Here is a 21,596-nt window from a genome sequence, read left to right as displayed (position 1 = left end):
GATCGGTCGGAGGAGAAGTCACGAACCCGCGTCCCGTAGCGAATCCGGCAGGGCGGCGCGCAAGGCGTCCATATCGGCTGCCGTCCCGCAGGAAATACGTATGCAGCGGTCGAGCGGGGCCACGCCGGGCATCCGCACGAACACGTCCCGCCGGACCAGCGCGGCCAGCACGGCGCGGGCATGGTCGCCGTCGCCGCCACAATCGATCATCACGAAATTCGTGGCCGAGGGCAGGGGCGTCAGGCCATTCTCGCGCGCGATCGCCGCGATGGCGTCGCGCGACTGAATCACCCGGGCGCGGATCTCGGCCAGCCAGTCCGGGTCCTGCAGCGCCGCCAATGCGCCGGCCTGCGCGACGCGCCCCAGCCCGAAATGGTTGCGCACCCGATCAAACGCGGCGATCAGCGCCGCAGGACCGATGGCATAGCCGACACGCAGTCCGGCGAGGCCATGCGCCTTGGAGAACGTCCGCATGCGGATGACGCGCGCGTCGTCCGGCGCGATGGGCGGGATCGCTTCGGGCGGGGCGAGGTCGGCATAGGCCTCATCCAGGCAGAGGAGCGCGTCCGCCGGCAGCGCGTCCAGCATCGCGCCGATGCGGTCGGCATGGTGCCAGCTTCCCATCGGGTTGTCGGGATTGGCAAGGTAGACGAGCCCGGCGCCCACGCGCCTCGCCTCGTCCGCCAAGGCGTCCGGGTCTTCGTGATCGCCGCGGTAGGGCACCCTGTGCAGCACCCCGCCATGGCCCGTCACGTGATAGTCGAAGGTCGGATAGGCGCCCGCAGAGGTGACGACCGCATCCCCGGGCGCCACCGTTAATCGCACCAGATAGCCCAGCAGGCCGTCGATCCCTTCGCCGGCCACGATGTTTTCAGGCGCCACGCCATGATGCGCAGCCAGGGCGTGGCGCAGATCGTGATATTCCGGATCGCCGTACATCCAGGCGTCGGATGCCGCCTCGGCGATGGCGGCGAGGGCACGGGGCGAAGCGCCGAACGGGCTTTCATTGGCGCCGAGGCGTGCGGCGAAGGGGGCGCGGCGGGCGCGTTCCTGTGCCTCGGGCCCGACGAAGGGGACGGAAGCGGGTAGCGATCGGGCAAGCGGGGTCAACTTCACGTCAGCGCCTCCGACCGGTCGACGAGGTGCAGCAGCGGCTCCCCGACCTCGCCCCGCCGGATGTTCTCGGCGATGACGCGCACGGCCGAGGCGGGCCGGGTGGCCGACGCGATATGCGGCGTGACGGTCACGCGCGGATGGGCCCAGAACGGGTGATCCCGCGGCAATGGTTCGGTTCGAAACGTGTCCAGGGTCGCATGTCCCAGATGCCCGTCCAGCGCCGAGAGGAGCGCCGCCTCGTCCACCAGCGCGCCGCGCCCGGGGTTCAGCAGGACGGCGCCCTTGCGCATCATCGCGAGTGTCTCGGCGTTCATCAGATCCTCGGTCGCCCGCGTGTGCGGCACCAGCAGCACCACGATATGCGCGCGGCCGAGGGCCTCGCGCAGGCCATCCGACCCCGAGAGAGCCCGCACGCCTGGGATGTCCTTGGGCCCGCGCGACCAGCCGGTGACGGGAAAGCCCAGCGCCGCAAGCACCCGTGCGCAGGCACCGCCCAGCGCGCCCAGTCCCAGGACCGTGACCGGCCGGCCCGGTGCCAGTGGCGGAACCGCCGACCGCCATGCGCGGTCCGGGTTGTCGAGATGGGCGTCCATGCCGAGGTGGTGTCGCAGCACGTGCCCCGTCACCCACTCCACCATGCCCCGCGTCAGGGCGGGGTCCACCATCCGCGTGAGCGGCGCGGCGAGCGTCGCATTGCCCTCGATATTCTCGACCCCGGCCCAGAGACACAGGCATCCCTTCAGCCGCGTGTAGGGCGTAAAGTCATTGATGTCCGAGGACGGGGCATAGACCATCCAGTCGACGGCGGATGGCTCGTGCGCCTCCCCTTCGGTGATCACATCGGCTCGGACGCCCGCGTCCGACAGGGCCGCCGGCAGCAGGTCGCGGTACCGCGCGCGCGTCGCGGGCTTGGCGGCGATCAGGACGCGTGTCACGTCGCAAACGCCTGGGCCGGGTCACGCATGCCCTTGAACTCGATCGGATTGCCCGAGGGATCGAACAGGAACATCGTGGCCTGCTCGCCCGGTTGTCCCTCGAACCGCAGGGTCGGGGCGATCACGAATTCCTGCCCCGCCGCCTGCAGCCGTTCGGCCAGGGCGCGCCAATCCTCCATCCCGAGAAGGACGCCGAGATGGGGCATCGGCACCATGTGATCGCCGACGCGGCCCGTGGGGGCGTGGTCGAAGGGTGGCCCGAGATGCAGGCTGATCTGGTGGCCGAAAAAATCGAAATCCGCCCAGGTGTCGGTGCTCCGCCCCTCGACGCAACCCAGACGTTCGCCGTAGAAGCGCCGGGCCTCGTCCAGATCGGTGACGTTGTAGGCGAGATGAAAAATGCTCATGCCCCCGGATGTACCCTTTGACCGGGCGGGGGCAAACCCAAAGCTCGCGCTTCCGCCGGCTATCTGCCCTTCGGCAGCAGCGCCTCGATCCGGGCGACGTATCGGGCGGGCGAGAGTTCGGTCTCGGCGAAACGGCGGGCACCGGCGCAGAGCTTGCCCCGCAACTCGCCATCGTCGAGCAGGCGCCGCATGGCCTCTTGCAGGTCGCCGTCGCGGGTGACGTCGACACGCAGACCGGTCTCGCCATCGACGATAAGCCCCGCGGCGCCCGCCTGCGTCGAGACGACGGGGATCGTGCCATAGGGCATCCCCTCGAGCGGCGCGGCGCCCAGCGGCTCGCCCACCGAAGGCAGGACGCAGATGTCGTGTGCGGCGTAGAGGTCGGCCATCCGTTCGAACGGTATATCCTGATGGAGATCGATCCACGGCTCGTCGCGCGCAGCGGCGCGCAGTGCTTCGGAGTGGTCATCGTCCAGCCCGTTGATCGCCCGGTCGCTGGAGCCGATGAGGGTCAGCCGGAAAGGCCGCCCTGCCGATGCCAGGGGCCGCAACGCATCGATAAGCAGATGCTGGTTCTTGCGACGCTGCGCGATTTTCCCCACGCAGAGGATGCGCGGCCCCCCGTCTGCGTCCCGCGCGGTTGCCGTATGCGGCAGGGCCGCCACAGGGAACGGGACATGGAATGCCGTCGGATCGCGCCGTGCCCTCGCGTCCAGGCCGGGAACGGGCGTGATGCGGCGTCGGGGCCTGCCCTGCCACAGGTTCTTGATCCGCCGCATGACCGGTGTCACGCGGGTCATCGGCCGCAGGTTGTAGCTAAGGACGCGGGCGCCGATCCGTCTGCCGGCACGGGCGACGTTCTGCAACAGATCCTCGTCGCCCCGCACGATCACCAGTTCCGGGGATACGCGGTGCATCAGTTCGGCGACGACAGCAGCATCCGGCGTCGTGCCGATATCGGTCGGGGCGACGAAGCTGTGATCCTCGCCATCCGCAACCGTGGCTGCTGCGATTTCCACGTCGTGCCCGGCCTCGACCAAGGCGCGTGTCGCGAACCACAGGTTTGTATGGAACCGGGGCACGATGAACAGGATCGTCGCCATCGCGTCAGGTCTTGCCCGAGGGGTCGCGCCAGCGGTTCACGATCGGATAGCGCCGGTCCAGCCAGAAGGCATGTTCCGACAGTCGCGTGCCGGGGGCGGATTGGAACCGCTTGTATTCGCTAAGATAGATCAGCTTTTCGACCTGTTTGACGACCTCCCGATCGTGGCCAGCCAGGACGATCTCGGCCACGGACTGGTCCTCGTCGATCAGACGCTCCAGGATGTCGTCGAGAACGGGATAGGGCGGCAGGCTGTCTTCGTCCTTCTGGTCGGCGCGCAGCTCGGCGGTGGGCGGCTTTTCGATGACACGGGGGGGCATGACCTCGGATGCCGGGCCTTTGAACCAGTCGGCATGGTGCGCGTTGCGCCACCGGCAGACGTCGAAAAGCGCCGTCTTGTACAGATCCTTCACCGGGTTGTAGCCGCCGGCCATGTCGCCGTAGATCGTGGCATAGCCCACGGCGACCTCGGACTTGTTGCCCGTCGTCAGGAGCATCTCGCCGAACTTGTTCGACAGCGCCATCAGCAGCAGGCCGCGCAGGCGCGACTGGATGTTCTCCTCGGTCAGGTCCGGCATGGTTCCATCGAAGTGCGGGGCGAGCGTTTCGGTCACGGCGGCGCGGGCGGGGCCGATCGGCACGGTGTCGAGGCGGCAGCCCAGGCGTTCGGCCACGCCACGCGCGTCGTCGAGCGATTGCTCCGAGGTGTACTCCGACGGCAGCATGACGCAGCGGACGTTCTCGGCGCCCAGTGCATCGACCGCGATCGCCGCCACGATGGCAGAATCCACACCCCCCGAAAGCCCCAGCAGGGCCTTCGAGAACCCCGCCTTGGTCATGTAGTCGCGCAGCGCCAGCACCATCGCGCGATAGTCGGCGCCGGGCCCTTCGGGTTGCGGGGCCTTTTCGCCCTCGACGGCGCGCCAGCCTGCCTTCGTCCGCTCGAAATCGACATGCGCGAGGCATTCCCTGAAGCTCGGCAGGTGATGCGTCAGCCGGCCGCCGGGGTTCAGGACGAAGCTGGCGCCGTCGAAAACCTGGTCGTCCTGGCCTCCGATCAGGTTCAGGTAAGCCAGCGGCAACCCCGTCTCGACCACACGCGCGACCATGACACCATAGCGGACGTCCTGCTTGCCCCGGAAGTAGGGCGAGCCGTTGGGCACCAGCAGGATGTCTGCACCGGTCTCGGCCAGCGTCTCGGTGACGTCGTCGTACCAGGCATCCTCGCAGATCGGCGTCCCGATGCGCACGGACCCGATGGCATAGGGACCCGAAACGTCGCCGCTGGCGAAGAAGCGCTTTTCGTCGAACACGCGGTAGTTGGGCAGGTGATGCTTGTGGATTTCGGCCACGATCCGGCCGTTATGGGCCACGACCCAGCTGTTGAACGGCTTCTCCTCGCCTTCGGGCCAATGGGCCAGGCCGATGCCCAGGGCGGGGCCGTCGGCGCAGTCGGCCACCAGCTCCTCCAGGACCAGGCGGGCATGGGCGACGAAGGCTGGTTTGCGGATCAGGTCCTGCGGCTGGTAGCCGGTCAGGAACATCTCGGGCAGGGCGACCATGTCGGCGCCGGCCGCGCGGCCCGCGGCCCAGGCGTCACGCGCCTTGGCGGCGTTGCCGTCCAGATCGCCCATCACCGGGTTGAGCTGGGCCATCGTCAGGCGGAACGTGTCGGACATCTCGGTCTCCGGGACGGGGCGCGGCATCGGCCGTGACCTAGCGCGCGGGGCCGCCGGGGGGAAGCGCCGATGCCCTCCGTGCCCCTGATCGCCCGTTGCCTGTCCGGCACGCTTTGCCTAGCCTTGCGCAAAACCAAGAACGCGCGGAGGGGACGGCGTATGAACAGGCTGATCGGGGCGGCGGTGCTGGCGATGATCGCGCAGGGTGCGATCGCGCAGGAGGTCATCACCAAGCAGTACGACGGCGGCGGCGTCTACGAGGGGACGTTCAAGGACGGCAAGCAGCACGGCACCGGCACCTATACCCTGCCCTCGGGCTATACCTATACCGGCGAATGGGTGGAGGGCGAGATCCGAGGAGAGGGCCGGGCCGTCTTCGCCGACGGCTCCATCTACGAAGGCACCTTTGCTGCCGGCGAGCCGCATGGCGAGGGAATGATCACCTTCGCCGACGGTGCGACCTATACCGGCGGATGGACCGAGGGCCGGATCGAGGGACACGGAGTCGCGGACTATGCCAACGGCACGCGGTATACCGGCGGGTTCGTCAACGCCGTCCATGACGGTCAGGGCGTGCTGGAGGCGCCGAACGGCTATCGCTACGAGGGGGGCTGGTCGGGCGGCCTGAAGGAGGGCAAGGGGCGCATCACCTATCCCGACGGCTCCACCTATGAAGGCGAGATGAGGGGCGGGGTCCGGTCGGGCCAGGGCACGCTGCGCACGCCGGACGGGCTGGCCTATGTGGGCGAATGGTCCAACGGCCAGATCAACGGGGTCGGGACCCTGACCCAGCCCAACCGCGACGTGTACGAAGGCCAGCTCGTCGACGGCAAGCGCGAGGGGCGCGGCAAGGTCACCTATGCCAGCGGCGATGTCTACGAGGGGGAGTTCCGGGACGACCGACGCCACGGGCAGGGCACGTTCACCGGCACGGACGGCTACATCTACGCGGGCGGCTGGGCCGAAGGGCGCATCGAGGGCGAGGGCGAGGTCACTTATCCCGACGGCTCGGTTTATGTCGGCCAGTTCGCGGACGATCTGGCGCATGGGCGCGGCAAGATCACCTATGTCGACGGCGCCACGTACGAGGGCGACTGGAAGGAAGGCGTGATCCACGGCGAGGGCCGCGCGGTCTATCCAAACGGTCTGGTCTACGAGGGCGGTTTCGTGAACGCGCAGAACCACGGCTTCGGCGTGATGACCTTCGCCGACGGCTATCGCTACGAGGGCGAATGGGCCGAGGGCCTGCGCCACGGACAGGGCCGCGCCACCTATGCCGACGGCACCGTCTATGAGGGCGGGTTCATCCGCGGTCAGCGCGAGGGGCAGGGACAGATCACCATGGCCGACGGCTTCTCGTACGAGGGGGGCTGGGCCGACGGCGAGATCGAGGGTGAGGGCATCGCTACCTACGCCAACGGCGACGTCTACGAGGGCAGCTTCGCCGCCGGACGGCGCGAAGGCCCGGGCACAATGCGCTATGCCACCGGGCAGGTCGAAAGCGGGGAATGGTCCGCCGGTGCCCTGGCCGAACGCGCGCCTGCCGCGCCTGTGGCAGACACGGGCGACACGGCCGAAACGGTCGCGGAGGACACGCCCGCCGATGCGACCGCGGCGGAGACGACGATTCCCGACGTCGAAGATACGCCGGAACTGCCGGCCGCTGCCGACAGCGACGGTTAGGGTTCAGGCGCCGGGAAGCGTCTCGGCGATTTCGCCCCACAGCATGCTGAGCGTGGGTTTGGCCGGCAGGTCGATGATCGGAAGGTCCGCGTCCAGCAGCGCGTCCAGCATCAGCAGGTGCCGCGACGGGTCGGCCACGTTCTCGCGGATCAGCGCGGCGATGGGCTGGCCCGTCTCGTCCACGATCAGAAGGTCCGCGACCAGTCCGGCCAGCGGGTCGTGCCCCTCATGCGCCGTGTCCGCGCTCAGGAAGGCGCCCAGCGAAACGCAGGCGTGCAGGGTGCAGGTCGGGGCCTCGGCCTCCAGGCGGTCGGAGATCCAGTTGTGCAGCTTAACGCCGCGTGCCGACATCAGCGGCTTGGTGCGGATCGTGCCCTCGGGGATCGAATCCGCCGCGGCCTTGCCGGACTTGCGCTTGCGACCCGGACGGGCCAGCGATTTCGCGCGTTCGACGGCGGCCTTGGTGCCGACCCATTCGTTCGCCCAACTGCCCGAGCCGCGCGGCCGGTCCGGGCCGGTCGCCGCCAGCGGCGCGGTGGCCTCGGCCGGGGCCTGCCTGGGGCGCAGGCTGGCCAGCCCGCCTTTCGCGAAACGACTCATGGTGCGGGCCACTAGGCGGTCGAGTTGCATGTCGGTGTCCTCGGAGCATCGGATCTTGAGCGGACACTATTCCGGCCAAACGGCGGAATTGGGGCGGATACGCGAAAAAGTCGGCGGATATGTCGCCCGTCAGACACGGTCCCCGCGATCCAGCTTCGCCAGGATCGTATCGCCTTCGGACAGGACCGTCCGTCGGTGGTCGTCGTCCATTCGATCCCAGGTCCTGTACATCTGAGCCATGCGCGGATTGCGTTCGAACCGGTCCCGATGCCGGTCGAGGAAGTTCCAGTAGAGCAGGTTGAACGGGCAGGCGTCCTCGCCGGCCTTGCGGCTGACGACGTAGCTGCAGGATTTGCAGTAATCCGACATCCGGTTGATGTAATTGCCGCCCGAGACGTAGGGTTTGGACCCGACGACGCCCCCATCGGCAAATTGCGACATTCCGATCACGTTGGGCGATTCGACCCATTCATAGGCATCCGCATAGACGACCAGGTACCATTCGTGGACCTGATGCGGGTCGATCCCGGCCAGGAGGGCGAAGTTGCCCGTCACCATCAGCCGCTGGATGTGGTGGGCATAGGCCTCCTCCATCGTCGCGGTGATGCATTCGTTCATGCAGCGCATGTCGGTGTCGCCGGACCAGTAGAATTCGGGCAGGTCCCGGTCGGCGCCCAGCACGTTGCGCAACGTGTAATCCGGCCCCTCGCGGAAATAGATGCCGCGGATGTATTCGCGCCAGCCGATGATCTGGCGGATGAACCCCTCGGCCGCGTTGATCGGCACATCGCCTGCCTTCCACGCCGCCTCCGCCGCTTCGCAGACCTCGCGCCAGCCCAGGAGCCCCGCGTTCATGTAGACCGACAGGATCGCGTGGTGCAGGAACGGCTGCCCCTTGACCATCGCGTCCTGGTAATCGCCGAAATGCGGCAGGCTTTGCCCGATGAAGTGATCGAGCGCGGCCAGCGCCCCGGTGCGATCGGTGGCGAACCAGAACCCGTCGAGCGATCCGTAGCGATTGCCGAACCGGTCGCGGACGAGGGCCAGCACGTCGCGCGTGACGTCGTCGGAGTCGTGCCGCAGCGGGCCGTCGCACGACAGCCCCTTCGGCGGCGGTTTGCGGTTTTCCTGGTCGTAGTTCCACCTGCCGCCCGCGGGCTTGTCGCCCTCCATCATCAGGCCGGTCTTGCGGCGCATCTCGCGATAGAACCATTCCATCCGAAGTTCCTTGCGGCCCTCGGCCCAGGCGTCGAACTCGGCATGGCCACATAGGAATCGGTCGTCGGGGAAAAGGTGGACGGGCAGGGGCCCGTCCTCCAGCGCCGCGATCAGGCGGAACTCGCCCGGCTCCGTGCCGATCGCCTCCTGCGCCCCGGTCGCGTCGGCGGCGCGGAGCAACTCGCCCGGGATGGACTGCGTGTTCTCGGGATCGTCGAGCGTTGTGTAGCGCACCTGCCAGCCGATTTCGCGCAGATGCGCGGCATGCTTGCGCATCGCGGCAAACAGGAACGCGATCTTCTTGGGATGGTGCGGCACGTAATCCGTCTCCGCCTGGACCTCGGCCATGACGACGACGTCGCGCGCGGAATCGCCCTCGCGCAGTGCGCTCAGGTCGTCGGAAAGCTGGTCGCCCAGCACCAGGATCAGGCGGGGCGTCACCATTCGATGGCCTCGCCCGCATAGTCGAAGAAGCCGCCGGATTGCGACGGGGCCAGGCCCGTCAAGACGCCGATCAGGTTCGCGGCCGCCTTGTCCGGCGAAACCTTGGACGCCTTGTAGCCTTCGGTGAACGGGGTTTCGACCGTGCCCGGGTGCAGGGCCACGACGATCGCGTCCTTGTTTCTCCGGCCGATCTCGATCGCCGCGCCATGCACGATCTGGTTCGCGGCCGCCTTGGCGGCGCGATAGCTGTACCAGCCGCCCATGCGGTTGTCGCCGATGGACCCGACCCGCGCCGTCAGGACGCCGACCCGCGCGCCCTCGGCCAGGAGTGGCAGGAGCGCCCGCAGAAGAAGTGCGGGGCCGATGGCGTTGACGGCGAAGGTGCGGGCCATCGCGTCCGCGTCGACGGCGCCCAACGTCTTTTCCGGCGCGTGGCCCTTTGGCGCGAGGATGCCGGTGGCGATAATGGCGAGGTGGACCAGCCCGTCGACCCCGCCCAGGACACGTTCGACCGAGGCGGGATCGGTCACGTCCAGCCCGTCTCCGGACCGGCTGAGACGCGTGACGCGGTGTGTCTCGGCGAGGCGGTCGGCCAGTGCGGCGCCGATGCCGCCCGAGGCGCCGATGACGAGGGCGTGGTCCATGTGATCTCCGGCGGTCATTGACGAGGGCGAACCTAGTGTCATCTCCTGCATTGGCGAGATGCCCGTTCCCGGAGGTCGTCCATGGCGCCGATCAGACCCCTCGCGGCGATGTTGGTCCTGCTGGCCCCGCCCGCCGCCGCGCTGGAATTGACGGAGACGGGGCGCTATGCGCTGAACCGGCCGGCGAGCCTCGACTACGACCCGACCTTCTGCGGCCTCTGGATCGCGAATGAAGGGCCGCAAGCGGTACTGCAGACGCTGGACGGGCAGGAGCTGCGCCGCATCCGCAGCGACCTGAGCCGGATCAAGGCCATCGCCATCGAAGGTGACGCGCTGATCGTCGGAGACGGCTATGGCCGGTTGCAGCGTCTCTCCAAGAACGGCATCGCCCTGGCCGCACCGTTCGCGCTGGAGGGCGGCTATGCGGATACCGAGGGCATCGCACTGGCGGCGGACGGCCGCCTCGTGACGGTCGAGGACGACCCCGAACGGCTGAGCTGGTTCGCCCCCGACGGGACGCTGTCGGAACGGATCGACACGATGGCGTTGGACCCCCCACTGAGCGAGGCGCAGGGGATCGCGATCGACCCGCGGACGGGGCACCTGCTGATCGTGGACGACCGCGAGGGCACCAACAGCTTGTACGAATTCGACGCGACCGGCGGGTTTCTTGGGCGGGCGAGCCTCTGGGAATACGGCGACGATCCCGAGGGGGTCGCGATCCGCCCTGGTTCCGGCCAACTCTTCATCGCGTTCGACGGCGGGGCGGAGATCGTGACCTTCTCCTATACGCCGACCCTGCCGGACGGGGCGGACCCGCTGCCGCCAGGGGCCGATTGCATGATGTTCTGAGGTTGCCCGCCGCCGAGGCGAAATCGGGGCTTCACATCGGCCGGGCTTTGCGTATCGTATGGCCCATGTCGCAGTTCCTGATCCTGGATCTCCTTCTTATCCGCTCCTGAGCGTGCCATCCGGCGCGACCGCTCGGGAGGGACGCAGCGCCGAAGGCAGACACCAGCAACAGGATCCGGACCATGACACAGACAAATCCCGACAAGGTCGTCATCTTCGACACCACCCTGCGCGACGGCGAGCAATCGCCCGGCGCGACCATGACGCATGACGAGAAGCTGGAGATCGCCGGCATGCTCGACGAGATGGGCGTCGACATCATCGAGGCGGGGTTTCCCATCGCCTCCGAAGGCGATTTCGCCGCCGTCTCGGACATCGCAAGGGATGCACGGCAGGCGACGATCTGCGGGCTGGCCCGTGCCAACCCGCGCGACATCGACCGCTGCTGGGAGGCCGTGAAGCACGCCCGGTCGCCACGCATCCATACCTTCATCGGCACCTCGCCGCTGCATCGCGATATGCATGGCCTGTCCGAGGACGCCATGGCCGAGCGTATCCACGAGGCCGTCACCCATGCCCGCAACCTGTGCGAAAACGTGCAGTGGTCGTCGATGGACGCGACGCGGACCGAGTGGGACTATCTGCGCCGCACCGTCGATATCGCGATCCGCGCGGGCGCCACGACGATCAACATTCCCGACACCGTCGGCTATACCGCCCCGGTCGAAAGCGCGGACCTGATCCGCCGCCTGATCGCCGAGGTCGAGGGGGCGGAGGACGTGGTGTTCGCCACGCATTGCCACAACGACCTGGGCATGGCGACGGCCAACAGCCTCGCCGCGGTCGAGGGGGGCGCGCGTCAGATCGAATGCACGATCAACGGGCTGGGTGAGCGTGCCGGCAACACGGCGCTGGAGGAGGTGGTGATGGCAATGAAGGTGCGCCACGACATCATGCCCTATGCCACCGGGATCGATACGACCAAGCTGATGGCGATCTCGCGCCGGGTCGCGGGCGTGTCGGGCTTTCCGGTGCAGTTCAACAAGGCCATCGTCGGCAAGAACGCCTTCGCCCACGAGAGTGGCATCCATCAGGACGGCATGCTGAAGAACCCCGAGACGTTCGAGATCATGCGGCCCGAGGATGTCGGCCTGAACGCCACTTCGCTGGTCATGGGCAAGCATTCGGGCCGGGCCGCGCTGCGCTCGAAGATGGCCGAGCTGGGATACGACCTGGCCGACAATCAGCTGTCGGACGTGTTCGTGCGGTTCAAGGCATTGGCCGACCGCAAGAAGGAGGTCTACGACGACGACCTGATCGCGCTGATGCAGGACGAGGAGCGTTCCGGCGAAGACCGCATCAAGGTCGTTCGCCTACGCGTGGTCTGCGGCACCGACGGCCCGCAGGTGGCGGAGCTGACGCTATCGATCGACGACGAGGAGAAATCCGCGCAGGCCACCGGCGACGGCCCCGTCGATGCGGCCTTCAACGCGGTCAAGGCGCTGGTCGACCACCGTGCGAAATTGCAGCTGTATCAGGTGAGCGCCGTGACCGAGGGAACGGACGCCCAAGCCACCGTCACCGTCCGGATGGAGGAGGACGGCCGCATCGTCTCCGGCCAGTCGGCGGACACCGACACGGTGGTCGCCAGCGTGCGGGCCTATGTGAACGCGCTCAACCGTCTGATGGTCCGCCGCGAAAAGGGCGGCCACGACGGGCGCGAGATCAGCTACAAGGATGTCGGCTGAGGCGGTCTGTGCGACGTCGGACACGGGTGGCGACCTCTTGCGCATTAGGGCCGCCACCGCCCTTTCCCCCGGCGCCACCCTCGGCTAAACGCACCCGAACCCCCCGGGCCGGCCGCCACGGGGGCGGGTACGGTTTGGGGGACGTCTAATGTCTATCTTCGGATCGCTGTTCAGCAGCGACATGGCCATCGACCTCGGGACGGCGAACACGCTGGTCTACGTGAAGGGCAAGGGGATCGTGCTGAACGAACCTTCGGTCGTCGCCTACCACATGAAGAACGGCCGCAAGGAAGTGCTGGCCGTGGGCGAGGATGCCAAGCTGATGCTGGGGCGCACCCCCGGCTCGATCGAGGCGATCCGGCCCATGCGCGAAGGCGTGATCGCCGATTTCGATACCGCCGAGGAGATGATCAAGCATTTCATCCGCAAGGTGCACAAGCGGTCGACCTTCACCAAGCCCAAGATCATCGTCTGCGTCCCCCATGGCGCGACACCGGTGGAAAAGCGCGCCATCCGCCAGTCGGTGCTGGGCGCGGGCGCGCGCAAGGCGGGCCTGATCGCCGAGCCCATCGCGGCGGCCATCGGGGCCGGCATGCCGATCACCGATCCGACCGGCAGCATGGTGGTCGATATCGGGGGCGGCACGACCGAAGTGGCCGTGATGTCGCTGGCCGATATCGTCTATGCCCGTTCGGTGCGCGTGGGCGGCGACCGGATGGACGAGGCGCTGATTTCCTACCTGCGGCGGCATCAGAACCTGCTGGTGGGCGAGTCCACGGCCGAGCGCATCAAGAAGGAGATCGGCACCGCACGGATGCCCGAGAACGGGCGTGGCGAGGTGATGCAGATCCGCGGCCGCGACCTGCTGAACGGCGTGCCCAAGGAGACCGAGGTCTCTCAGGCCCAGGTCGCCGAGGCGCTGGCCGAACCGGTGCAGCAGATCTGCGAGGCGGTGATGACCGCGCTGGAATCCACGCCGCCGGACCTGGCCGCCGACATCGTCGACCGGGGCGTCATGCTGACCGGCGGCGGCGCGCTGCTGGGGGAGTTGGACCTTGCGCTGCGCGAGCAGACCGGGCTGAGCATCTCCGTCGCCGACGAGAGCCTGAATTGCGTGGCGCTCGGCACCGGCAAGGCGCTGGAATACGAGCGCCAGCTGAGCCACGTCATCGACTACGACAGCTAGGACCATGGCACGCGGGCGCTCGGGGGACGATATCTATGCCCGTCCGCTGAGGCGGCTGCTGGTGACGCTGACCTGCATTCTGCTGGTGGGCCTGGTCCTGCTGTGGCGCATCGACAACCCGCGGGCCGAACGCATCCGCGCGGCCCTGGTCGACCGCGTGGTGCCGAACGTCGAATGGGCCCTCGCGCCGGTCACCTGGACGGGACGCCTGATCGAGGATTTCGAAGGCTACGCCCGCGTCTACGAGCAGAACCAGGAGTTGCGTCGCGAGTTGCAGCGCATGCAGGTCTTCCGCGAGGCCGCCATCCAGCTGGAGCAGGAGAACGCCCGGCTGCTCGACCTCAACCAGGTGCGGCTGTCACCGGACCTGACCTATGTCACGGGCGTCGTGCTGACCGACTCCGGGTCGCCCTTCCGTCGTTCGGTGCTGCTCAACATCGGGGCCAGCGACGGCATCCAGGACGGCTGGGCGGCGATGGACGGGTTGGGGCTGGTCGGGCGGATCTCGGGCGTGGGCGAGAACACCAGCCGCGTGCTGCTGCTGACCGACGGCAACAGCCGGATCCCGGTGACGATCCAGCCATCCGGCAAGCGCGCGATCCTGGCCGGCGACACGACTGCGGCGCCCGTTCTCGATTTCGTCGAGAACCCCGAGGACGTGCAGGCCGGCGACCGGATCGTCAGCTCCGGAGATGGCGGGGTGTTCCCGCCGGACCTGACCGTGGGGCAGGTCGTCAAGGGGCGCGATGGGCGCCTGCGGGTCCTGTTGGCGGCCGAGATCTCGCGGCTCGAGTTCCTTCGCGTCCTGCGCAGCCGCGAGGCGACCGAGATCGGCACGACCGGCACGCTGCTGCCGTCCCGGACCGGACCGATGCAAGGGCCACCCCCGCCGCCCGACCGGGACGGTTGAGGCAATGAAGACCCGTTCGGTCTGGACCTATCGCCTGATTTTCGCGGCCCTGGCGGCGGCGATCCTTTTCTTCGCCCTTCTGCCGTTCGGCTCGGGTCCGGGTGCCATTCCTGGCCCGGAGCTTACCGTTTGCCTGATCGCGGCCTGGGCCCTGCGCCGGCCCGATTACGTGCCGGTCTGGCTGCTGGTGCTGATGCTGTTGCTGGACGATTTTCTGCTGATGCGGCCGCTGGGGCTCTGGACGCTGATCGTCTTGCTGATGAGCGAGTATCTGCGTCGCCGCGTCGACCATGCCGAGGCCCTGCCGTTCTGGTCGGAGGTGGCGCTCGTCTCGGGTTGCATCGCCGCGGCTTTCGTGGCGAACCATCTGGCGCTCGTGCTGCTTCTCGCCGAGACGCCGCCGCTTCTCGGACAGGCCTTGCATGCATTGGCGACGATTGTGTTTTACCCCCCGACGGCGATATTCTCGCAGTTGATCGGGGTCAGGCGGCTCGCCCCCGGCGAGTTGGACAGCCTCGGCACGCGTGCCTGACAACCTGCCGCGCAACGGCCGGCGCGGCCCGGAGGCCCGAGACCTATGAAACGTAACGCCCAGGACATGACGTTGTCTTCGCGACGGATCACGCGCCGCGCCCTGGTGATGGGTGGCGCGCAGCTGGGCTTTGGCGCACTTCTTTTCGGCCGGATGCGCCATCTGCAGGTCGACCAGGCGGACGAATTCCTTCTGCTGGCCGAGGAGAACCGCATCAAGGTGCGCCTGATCGCGCCGGCGCGCGGCGTGATCTACGACCGAAACGGCGTCGCGCTGGCCGGGAACGAGCAGATCTATCGCGTCAGCATGATCCGCGAGGATGCCGACGACGTCGATCAGGTGATCACCAACCTTCGCGGCCTCGTCCGCCTGGACGAGGAGGTGCTGCAGCGCGCGCTGCGCGAAATGGACCGCCGCCCGCACCAATCAGTTACCCTGGCCGACCGTTTGTCGTGGGAGGATTTGTCGACGATCGCCGTGAACGTGCCGGCCCTTCCCGGCATCACGCCCGAGGTGGGGTTGAGCCGGGTCTATCCGTTGGGTCGCGATTATGCCCATGTGGTCGGATATGTCGGCCGGGTGTCCGAACGCGACATCGCCGAGGCGGAGACGCCGGACCCCCTGCTGCAGACGCCGCAGTTCCAGATCGGCAAGATCGGGGCCGAGCGGCAGCTGGAGGGTGTTCTGCGCGGCAGGGCCGGTGCGCGCCGGGTGGAACAGAACGCGGCCGGACGCATCATGCGCGAACTGGGCCGCACCGAGAGCAGCCCCGGCGCGGATGTGCAACTGACGATCGACGCGGGGCTCCAGAACTTCACGCAGGCCCGGCTGGGTAGCGAAAGCGCGTCGGCCGTGGTGATGGACGTGCGCAATGGCGACATCGTGGCCGCCGTCAGCAGCCCCAGCTACGACCCCAACCTGTTCGTCGAGGGCATCAGCGTGCCCGATTATGCCGCCCTGCGCGACAACGACCACCGGCCCCTGCACAACAAGATCGTGCAGGGGCTGTACCCGCCGGGATCGACCTTCAAGATGGTCACGCTGTTGGCCGCGATGGAGGCCGGAGAGGTCAACCGCGGCGACACGGTCTATTGCGGCGGGCACACGACCGTCTCCAACCGGCGGTTCCATTGCTGGAAGCGTGGCGGGCATGGCTGGGTCGACATCGCCAAATCCCTGCGCGAAAGCTGTGACGTCTTCTTCTACGAGATGGCGCAGCGGGCCGGCATCGAACGGATGGCCCGGATCGCGCGCAAGCTGGGCCTGGGCGTGGCACATGATCTGGAGATGACGTCGGTCAGCGAGGGCCTGATCCCCGACCGCCAGTGGAAGCGTGCGCGCCGAGGCGAGGAATGGGTGATCGGCGACAGCCTGAACGCATCGATCGGGCAGGGCTTCGTGCTGGCTTCGCCGCTGCAACTCGCCGTCATGACCGCACGTATCGCCAGCGGATTGGAGATCAACCCCCGGCTGGTGCGGTCGGTGGACGGCATCGGGCGACCCTCGGGCGTCGTCGGACCGCTCGACATGCCGCGCAGTTGGCTCGATGGCGCCCGCGACGGCATGTACCAGGTTATCAATGCCCGTGGCGGGACGGCCGGACGGTCCAAGTTCGAGCTGGACGGCGTCAAATGGGCGGGCAAGACCGGCACCAGTCAGGTTCGCAACATCACCGCGGCCGAACGCGCCCGCGGCGTCTTTCGCAACGAGGACCTGCCTTGGGAGCGTCGCGACCATGCGCTGTTCGTCGGCTACGCGCCCTATGACGACCCGAAATACTCGGTCTCGGTCGTGGTCGAACATGGCGGCGGCGGGTCCAAGGCCGCCGCACCCGTCGCGCGCGACATCATGCTCTATGCGCTCAGCGGCGGCATCCCCCCGCTGGAGGCCTATCCCGCCGGCCAACGCGAGGAGATGGAGCTGCTTCTGGCGGGGCTGAACCTGCATCCCGGGCTGTCCCGCCGGGCGGGAAAGTCCGAAGCGTGAGCTTTCTGGAGTACAACGTCGCGCGCACCCCGGCGGGGTTGGGCAAGGTGCTGGCGATGAACTGGGCGCTGGTCCTGCTCATCACGGCGGTCGCGTCGCTGGGGTTTCTCGTTCTCTACTCGGTGGCGGGCGGTGATTGGAAATGGGCCGAACCGCAGATGCAGCGCTTCGTGCTGGGCCTGGGCGTGATGTTCACCGTCGCGATGATCCCGATCTGGTTCTGGCGCAACATCTCCGCGCTTCTCTATGCGATGACGCTGGTGCTGCTGCTGGGGGTCGAGTTCATCGGTGACACCCGCGGCGGGGCGCAACGTTGGATCGACCTCGGCTTCATGCGCCTGCAGCCGAGCGAGTTGATGAAGGTCACCCTGGTGATGATGCTGGCGGCCTATTACGACTGGCTGCCCGCGACCAAGGTCAGCCGGCCGCAATGGGTCATCCTGCCGGTGCTGATTACCCTGGTGCCGACGTTCCTGGTGCTTACGCAGCCCGATCTGGGCACGTCGATCCTGCTGATCACCGGGGGCGGGGCGGTGATGTTCCTGGCCGGGGTGCACTGGGCCTATTTCGCGACGGTGATTGCGGCGGGCGTGGGGCTGGTGACGGCGGTGCTGAAATCGCGCGGGACGGATTGGCAGCTGATCAAGGACTACCAGTATCGGCGTATCGACACTTTCCTGGATCCGGAATCCGACCCGCTCGGGGCGGGGTATCACATCACCCAGTCGAAGATCGCGCTGGGTTCGGGGGGCTGGACCGGCAAGGGATACATGCAGGGCACGCAGGCGCGCCTGAACTTCCTGCCCGAGAAGCATACCGATTTCATCTTCACCACGCTGGCCGAGGAGTTCGGGCTGATCGGGGGGCTGTCGCTCCTGACGCTCTACATGCTCATCATCGCGTTCTGCGTGGTCTCGGCCCTGCGAATGAAGGACCGGTTCTCGTCGCTGGTGACGCTCGGCATCGCGGTGGCGTTCTTCCTGTTCTTCGCCGTCAACATGTCGATGGTGATGGGCATGGCCCCGGTCGTGGGCGTTCCGCTCCCGCTGGTCAGTTATGGCGGGTCGGCGATGATCGTGCTGCTGCTTGCCTTCGGCATCGTGCAGAGCGCGCATGTCCATCGCCCCCGTGCCCAGGGCGAGGGGCGCCTGCTGCGGCGCTAGCCCGTTAGGCCTCGGCCCAGACGGCCATCTCGGTGCCACCGGGTTCGCGGAACTGGAAGCGGCGGCCGCCGGGAAAGTCGAAGATGTCGGCCGTGATCTCGGCCCCGGCGGCGCGGACCTTGTCGCGAGCGGCTTCAAGGTCTTCGGTCCGCAGGACGATCAGCGGCGGGCGCAGGGCGCCGCGTTCGATGCCGCCGCCGGTGCCTGCGCCCTGGATGTCGCGATAGTCGGGGCCGTATTCGACGAACTCCCATCCGAAGGTCCGGGCGAAGAACGCTTGCGTCCGATCCAGCTCGGGCGAGGTGAATTCGATGTAGTCGATCTTCATGCGGACCCCCCCCCGGCAACCGGTGGGAGCATGAAGCCGCCCCGGCGTCCGGTCAAACCGAAACGGGCCGCCCCGGCGTCCGGTCAAACCGAAACGGGCCGCCCCGAAGGACGGCCCGTCATACCGGTCATGTCTGCCGGATTATTCGCGGTTGCCCATGAACTGAAGCAGGAACATGAACATGTTGATGAAGTCGAGATACAGCCGCAGCGCGCCCATGATCGCGGACTTTCCGAGCCACTCCTGATCACCATGCACCGCGTGTGCGATGTACTCGGTCTTGATCTGTTGCGTGTCGTAGGCCGTCAGGCCCGCGAAGATCAGCACGCCGAGCGCCGAGATCGCCATGCCGAGCGGGCCGGACTGGATGAACAGGTTCACGACCATCGCGACGATCAGGCCGATCACGCCCATGATAAGGAACGTGCCCATGGCGGACAGGTCCTTCTTGGTCGTGTAGCCCCAGAGCGACAGGCCCGCGAAGGCGATCGACGTCACGAGGAACGTCTGCGCGATCGAGGTGCCGGTGAAGACCAGGAAGATCGAGCTGATCGAGATGCCCATCACGGCGGCGAACGCGTAGAACACGAGCTGCGCGGTCGCGGCCGACATCTTGTTGATCATGGCCGAGAAGCCGAACACGAAGGCCAGCGGCGCGAACATCACGACCCATTTCAGCGGCGAGGCATAGAGCGCGTAGCCGAGGTCGGTCAGGTAGCGATCGGCCGAGATCTGGGCCGTCGCGCCGGTCGGATCGCTGGTGACGGCCAGCCCCGACAGGGCCCAGGCGGCGGCGAAGGTGATCAGCATGCCTACGGACATCGTGCCGTAGACCTTGTTCATGTGGGCGCGAAGACCCTGATCGATCTCCGCGGCGCGGGCGCCGGATACACCGGTCCGCAAGGCGTCGAGTTGTGCCATGTGGCTCCTCCAGAAGTCGTGTGGCGGTGAAGTTCCGGAGCGGAACCCCTCGGCTTGGAATATCGGTGGCTGGCCGCGGTATTTCAAGCTGTCATTCGATCCCGATCGTGCGATTTCGATTGATATTGGCTATCGAGAGGCCCCATCGACGCTATGAACGCCGCATCGCGCTTCGTAATGTCAGATATGAAACCAATCAATTTCCGGAATGGAGACAGGGCTGCTAGCCTAGGGTCGAAAGGAAGTGGTGATGGCCCGGAACCTTGATCTCACGGCCCTCAGGGCCTTCGCGACGGTCGCCGCGACGGGCGGCGTGACGCGCGCGGCGGCCCTGTTGCACCTGACGCAGTCGGCCGTCTCCATGCAGGTCAAGCGGCTGGAGGAAGCGTTGGACGTCCGCCTGTTCGACCGGACCGGCCGGGGCGTCGTGTTGACGCAGGACGGCGAAAAGGTCCTGGCCTACGCGCGACGCCTGCTGACGCTGAACGACGAATTGCTGGACCGGATGCAGGATGACGCGCCGGAGGGAGAGATCCGGCTGGGGGTTCCGCATGACATCGTGCCCCGTGCGATCCCTTCAGTCCTTCGGGCCTTCGCGGCCGAATTCCCGCGCATCCGGATCACCCTGATCTCCAGCGTGACGGCGCGGCTGCATGAGATGTTCGCGGAAGGCGAGTGCGACGTCATGCTGGCCACCGAGAGCAACCCCGGACCGGGTGGCGAGGAACTGGTGCGTTTGCCGCTGGTCTGGGTCGGTGCGGAGGATGGACGGGCCTGGCGCCGCCGTCCGCTGAAGCTGGCCTTCGAGAGGGCCTGCGTCTTTCGGACGCACGCGCAGGCGGCGCTCGACCGCGCGGACATCCCCTGGGAGGTGGCGATCACGGCCGAATCGAGCCGTGCCATCGATGCGAGCGTCAGCGCCGACCTGGCCTGCCACGTCGTCATCGACGGCTTCGACACGGCCGAGCTGGTGCCCATCCCCCATGGCGGCGCATTGCCCGAGATCGGCGACGTCGCGATCAATCTCTACTCGGCACCGGGCCCGCGCGACCCCGCGCGCGACCGCCTGCTGGAGGCGATCCGCGATGCCTATCGCGGCATCAGGGCGTCACGACAACCTTCCCTGTCGATCGCCGCGAACGGATGAGGTCCAACGCCTGCTCCACCTCCGACAAGGGCAGGACGTGGCTGACATGGGGGCGGATCACGTCGCGGTCGTACATGTCGAACAGCGTGGCGATGCTGTCGCGCACCGGGCGCGGGTCGAAGCGCATGTAGCCGCCCCAATACACGCCGATCAGGTCCACGTTCTTGACCATCAGGTGATTGGCCGGAAATTCCGGCACGTCACCGCTGGCGAAGCCGATCACGATATGGCGCCCGCCGGGGTTCAGGGCGCGGAACGCCGCGCGGGCGGCGGCCCCGCCCACCGCGTCATAGACCACATCCGCGCCCCCCAATGCGCGCAGGCGATCGCGAAGGTCCATGGCGTCCGCGTCGATCAGGTGCCGGGCCCCGTGATCGCGCGCCACGTCCAGCTTGGCTGCGCCACGGGCCACGGCGACCACCTCGGCGCCCGCATTCGCCGCGAGTTCCACCGCCGTCAGGCCGACCCCGCCGGCCGCACCCAGTACGACGACACGCTCGCCCGCGCGCAGGCGGGCGCGGTGGAACAGCGCCAGGTGGCTGGTCGACCAGGCGACCAGAAAGCCGGCCGCGATGTCGGCCGACATACCCGTCGGCACCGGCACGACGCGATCGGCGGGAAAGCAGCCATGCTCCGCCAGGCCGCCCTGGCCGCCGAAGACCGCGACGCGCGTGCCGATGGCGGGACCATCCACCCCCGGGCCGAGGGCAGTGATCGTTCCGCAGACCTCCAGCCCCGGAACGAACGGGGTGGCAGGCGTATCCTGATATCGCCCCTCGATCATCAGAAGGTCCGCGAAGTTGAGGCCGCACCCCTCGATGCGCAGGCCGACCTCGCCCGTCCCCGGAACGGGTACCGGAACGTCATGGCGAAGCACGGCGGCTCCGGGGCCGGTGACCTGGTAGGCTTGCATGGGGTTCCTCCACTTCGTGCCGTCATAGGGGTTCTGCCATGGCGGCGCGGGCGCGTCACGCCGGTGGCGGCTTGACCGGGTC

Annotated in this window: 20 protein-coding genes; 9 read left to right on the top strand and 11 right to left on the bottom strand. The window is 67.8% G+C overall.

Annotated features, from left to right (window positions below; translation table 11 throughout):
* Positions 1–18: 18 nt before the first annotated feature.
* The 5 genes from MWU52_RS08250 to MWU52_RS08230 are packed head-to-tail and all read right to left on the bottom strand — an operon-like array spanning position 19 to position 5,239.
* On the bottom strand, positions 19–1,116 hold the full coding sequence (locus MWU52_RS08250) for a pyridoxal phosphate-dependent aminotransferase (protein WP_246951024.1): 1,098 nt from the start codon (positions 1,114–1,116) through the stop codon (positions 19–21).
* A complete protein-coding gene (locus MWU52_RS08245) occupies positions 1,113–2,051 on the bottom strand; it encodes a glyoxylate/hydroxypyruvate reductase A (protein ID WP_246951023.1) in 939 nt (312 codons plus the stop codon). Before MWU52_RS08245 ends, MWU52_RS08250 begins: the two co-directional genes overlap by 4 nt.
* Positions 2,048–2,458, bottom strand: a complete 411-nt coding sequence (locus tag MWU52_RS08240; protein ID WP_246951022.1) for a VOC family protein — start codon at positions 2,456–2,458, stop codon at positions 2,048–2,050. The genes MWU52_RS08245 and MWU52_RS08240 overlap by 4 nt, the downstream gene beginning before the upstream one ends.
* A 59-nt stretch (positions 2,459–2,517) precedes the next feature.
* The gene (locus MWU52_RS08235) at positions 2,518–3,561 is read right to left on the bottom strand and encodes a glycosyltransferase family 4 protein (RefSeq protein ID WP_246951021.1); all 1,044 of its coding nucleotides are present in this window, start codon (positions 3,559–3,561) and stop codon (positions 2,518–2,520) included.
* Between the two features lie 4 nt (positions 3,562–3,565).
* Complete coding sequence (locus MWU52_RS08230; protein ID WP_246951019.1) at positions 3,566–5,239, bottom strand: NAD+ synthase; 1,674 nt, start codon at positions 5,237–5,239, stop codon at positions 3,566–3,568.
* A gap of 159 nt (positions 5,240–5,398) precedes the next feature.
* On the opposite strand from MWU52_RS08230, the gene MWU52_RS08225 reads away from it, so the two are divergent.
* The gene (locus tag MWU52_RS08225; RefSeq protein ID WP_246951017.1) at positions 5,399–6,922 is read left to right on the top strand and encodes a 2-isopropylmalate synthase; all 1,524 of its coding nucleotides are present in this window, start codon (positions 5,399–5,401) and stop codon (positions 6,920–6,922) included.
* 3 nt (positions 6,923–6,925) lie between these two features.
* Here MWU52_RS08225 and MWU52_RS08220 read toward each other — a convergent pair whose 3' ends face one another.
* The 3 genes from MWU52_RS08220 to MWU52_RS08210 form a co-directional block, all read right to left on the bottom strand.
* Positions 6,926–7,552, bottom strand: coding sequence for a hypothetical protein (locus tag MWU52_RS08220; protein WP_246951015.1), 627 nt, complete (start codon positions 7,550–7,552; stop codon positions 6,926–6,928).
* Between the two features lie 99 nt (positions 7,553–7,651).
* On the bottom strand, positions 7,652–9,184 hold the full coding sequence (locus tag MWU52_RS08215) for a cryptochrome/photolyase family protein (protein WP_246951014.1): 1,533 nt from the start codon (positions 9,182–9,184) through the stop codon (positions 7,652–7,654).
* Entirely contained in the window at positions 9,178–9,828 is a 651-nt protein-coding gene (locus MWU52_RS08210; RefSeq protein WP_246951013.1) for an SDR family NAD(P)-dependent oxidoreductase, read from the bottom strand. Before MWU52_RS08210 ends, MWU52_RS08215 begins: the two co-directional genes overlap by 7 nt.
* An 81-nt stretch (positions 9,829–9,909) precedes the next feature.
* Here MWU52_RS08210 and MWU52_RS08205 point away from each other — a divergent pair, with 81 nt between their 5' ends.
* The 7 genes from MWU52_RS08205 (at position 9,910) to rodA (ending at position 18,205) form a co-directional block, all read left to right on the top strand.
* Positions 9,910–10,680, top strand: a complete 771-nt coding sequence (locus MWU52_RS08205; RefSeq protein WP_246951012.1) for a hypothetical protein — start codon at positions 9,910–9,912, stop codon at positions 10,678–10,680.
* 182 nt (positions 10,681–10,862) lie between these two features.
* Positions 10,863–12,428 carry a 2-isopropylmalate synthase gene (locus tag MWU52_RS08200; RefSeq protein WP_246951011.1) on the top strand — a complete coding sequence of 522 codons (1,566 nt, stop codon included), beginning with the start codon at positions 10,863–10,865 and terminating at the stop codon, positions 12,426–12,428.
* Positions 12,429–12,576: 148 nt separating this feature from the next.
* Positions 12,577–13,614: a rod shape-determining protein gene (locus MWU52_RS08195; RefSeq protein ID WP_246951010.1), complete on the top strand. Its 1,038-nt coding sequence runs from the start codon at positions 12,577–12,579 to the stop codon at positions 13,612–13,614.
* Positions 13,615–13,618: 4 nt separating this feature from the next.
* Complete coding sequence (gene mreC, locus MWU52_RS08190; protein WP_246951009.1) at positions 13,619–14,524, top strand: rod shape-determining protein MreC; 906 nt, start codon at positions 13,619–13,621, stop codon at positions 14,522–14,524.
* 4 nt (positions 14,525–14,528) lie between these two features.
* Positions 14,529–15,056: a rod shape-determining protein MreD gene (locus tag MWU52_RS08185; protein WP_246951008.1), complete on the top strand. Its 528-nt coding sequence runs from the start codon at positions 14,529–14,531 to the stop codon at positions 15,054–15,056.
* A gap of 45 nt (positions 15,057–15,101) precedes the next feature.
* On the top strand, positions 15,102–17,042 hold the full coding sequence (gene mrdA / locus MWU52_RS08180; protein WP_246951007.1) for a penicillin-binding protein 2: 1,941 nt from the start codon (positions 15,102–15,104) through the stop codon (positions 17,040–17,042).
* Complete coding sequence (gene rodA / locus MWU52_RS08175; protein ID WP_246951006.1) at positions 17,039–18,205, top strand: rod shape-determining protein RodA; 1,167 nt, start codon at positions 17,039–17,041, stop codon at positions 18,203–18,205. The genes mrdA and rodA overlap by 4 nt, the downstream gene beginning before the upstream one ends.
* A 4-nt stretch (positions 18,206–18,209) precedes the next feature.
* On the opposite strand, the gene MWU52_RS08170 is transcribed toward rodA, so the two are convergent.
* Both MWU52_RS08170 and MWU52_RS08165 read right to left on the bottom strand, forming a co-directional pair.
* Positions 18,210–18,533, bottom strand: coding sequence for a VOC family protein (locus MWU52_RS08170; RefSeq protein ID WP_246951005.1), 324 nt, complete (start codon positions 18,531–18,533; stop codon positions 18,210–18,212).
* 141 nt (positions 18,534–18,674) lie between these two features.
* Positions 18,675–19,454, bottom strand: a complete 780-nt coding sequence (locus tag MWU52_RS08165) for a Bax inhibitor-1/YccA family protein (protein WP_246951004.1) — start codon at positions 19,452–19,454, stop codon at positions 18,675–18,677.
* 250 nt (positions 19,455–19,704) lie between these two features.
* On the opposite strand from MWU52_RS08165, the gene MWU52_RS08160 reads away from it, so the two are divergent.
* Complete coding sequence (locus MWU52_RS08160; protein WP_246951003.1) at positions 19,705–20,601, top strand: LysR family transcriptional regulator; 897 nt, start codon at positions 19,705–19,707, stop codon at positions 20,599–20,601.
* Here MWU52_RS08160 and MWU52_RS08155 read toward each other — a convergent pair.
* Positions 20,555–21,514 (bottom strand): NADPH:quinone oxidoreductase family protein, encoded by a 960-nt coding sequence (locus MWU52_RS08155; protein ID WP_246951002.1) that lies wholly within the window; start codon positions 21,512–21,514, stop codon positions 20,555–20,557. The two genes, MWU52_RS08160 and MWU52_RS08155, sit on opposite strands and share 47 nt — an antisense overlap.
* Between the last annotated feature and the right edge of the window lie 82 nt (positions 21,515–21,596).

Source organism: Jannaschia sp. S6380, from assembly GCF_023015695.1.
Taxonomy (GTDB): Bacteria; Pseudomonadota; Alphaproteobacteria; order Rhodobacterales; family Rhodobacteraceae; genus Jannaschia.
The sequence above is the reverse complement of the archived record's forward strand: the minus strand, read 5'-3'. Positions and strand labels throughout refer to the sequence as shown.

Coding starts and splice junctions, on each gene's coding strand:
- MWU52_RS08240 (WP_246951022.1), bottom strand. CDS start 2,458: ATGAGCATTTTTCATCTCGCCTACAACGTCACCGATCTGGACGAGGCC.
- MWU52_RS08235 (WP_246951021.1), bottom strand. CDS start 3,561: ATGGCGACGATCCTGTTCATCGTGCCCCGGTTCCATACAAACCTGTGG.
- MWU52_RS08230 (WP_246951019.1), bottom strand. CDS start 5,239: ATGTCCGACACGTTCCGCCTGACGATGGCCCAGCTCAACCCGGTGATG.
- MWU52_RS08225 (WP_246951017.1), top strand. CDS start 5,399: ATGAACAGGCTGATCGGGGCGGCGGTGCTGGCGATGATCGCGCAGGGT.
- MWU52_RS08220 (WP_246951015.1), bottom strand. CDS start 7,552: ATGCAACTCGACCGCCTAGTGGCCCGCACCATGAGTCGTTTCGCGAAA.
- MWU52_RS08215 (WP_246951014.1), bottom strand. CDS start 9,184: ATGGTGACGCCCCGCCTGATCCTGGTGCTGGGCGACCAGCTTTCCGAC.
- MWU52_RS08210 (WP_246951013.1), bottom strand. CDS start 9,828: ATGGACCACGCCCTCGTCATCGGCGCCTCGGGCGGCATCGGCGCCGCA.
- MWU52_RS08205 (WP_246951012.1), top strand. CDS start 9,910: ATGGCGCCGATCAGACCCCTCGCGGCGATGTTGGTCCTGCTGGCCCCG.
- MWU52_RS08200 (WP_246951011.1), top strand. CDS start 10,863: ATGACACAGACAAATCCCGACAAGGTCGTCATCTTCGACACCACCCTG.
- MWU52_RS08195 (WP_246951010.1), top strand. CDS start 12,577: ATGTCTATCTTCGGATCGCTGTTCAGCAGCGACATGGCCATCGACCTC.
- mreC (WP_246951009.1), top strand. CDS start 13,619: ATGGCACGCGGGCGCTCGGGGGACGATATCTATGCCCGTCCGCTGAGG.
- MWU52_RS08185 (WP_246951008.1), top strand. CDS start 14,529: ATGAAGACCCGTTCGGTCTGGACCTATCGCCTGATTTTCGCGGCCCTG.
- mrdA (WP_246951007.1), top strand. CDS start 15,102: ATGAAACGTAACGCCCAGGACATGACGTTGTCTTCGCGACGGATCACG.
- MWU52_RS08170 (WP_246951005.1), bottom strand. CDS start 18,533: ATGAAGATCGACTACATCGAATTCACCTCGCCCGAGCTGGATCGGACG.
- MWU52_RS08165 (WP_246951004.1), bottom strand. CDS start 19,454: ATGGCACAACTCGACGCCTTGCGGACCGGTGTATCCGGCGCCCGCGCC.
- MWU52_RS08160 (WP_246951003.1), top strand. CDS start 19,705: ATGGCCCGGAACCTTGATCTCACGGCCCTCAGGGCCTTCGCGACGGTC.
- MWU52_RS08155 (WP_246951002.1), bottom strand. CDS start 21,514: ATGCAAGCCTACCAGGTCACCGGCCCCGGAGCCGCCGTGCTTCGCCAT.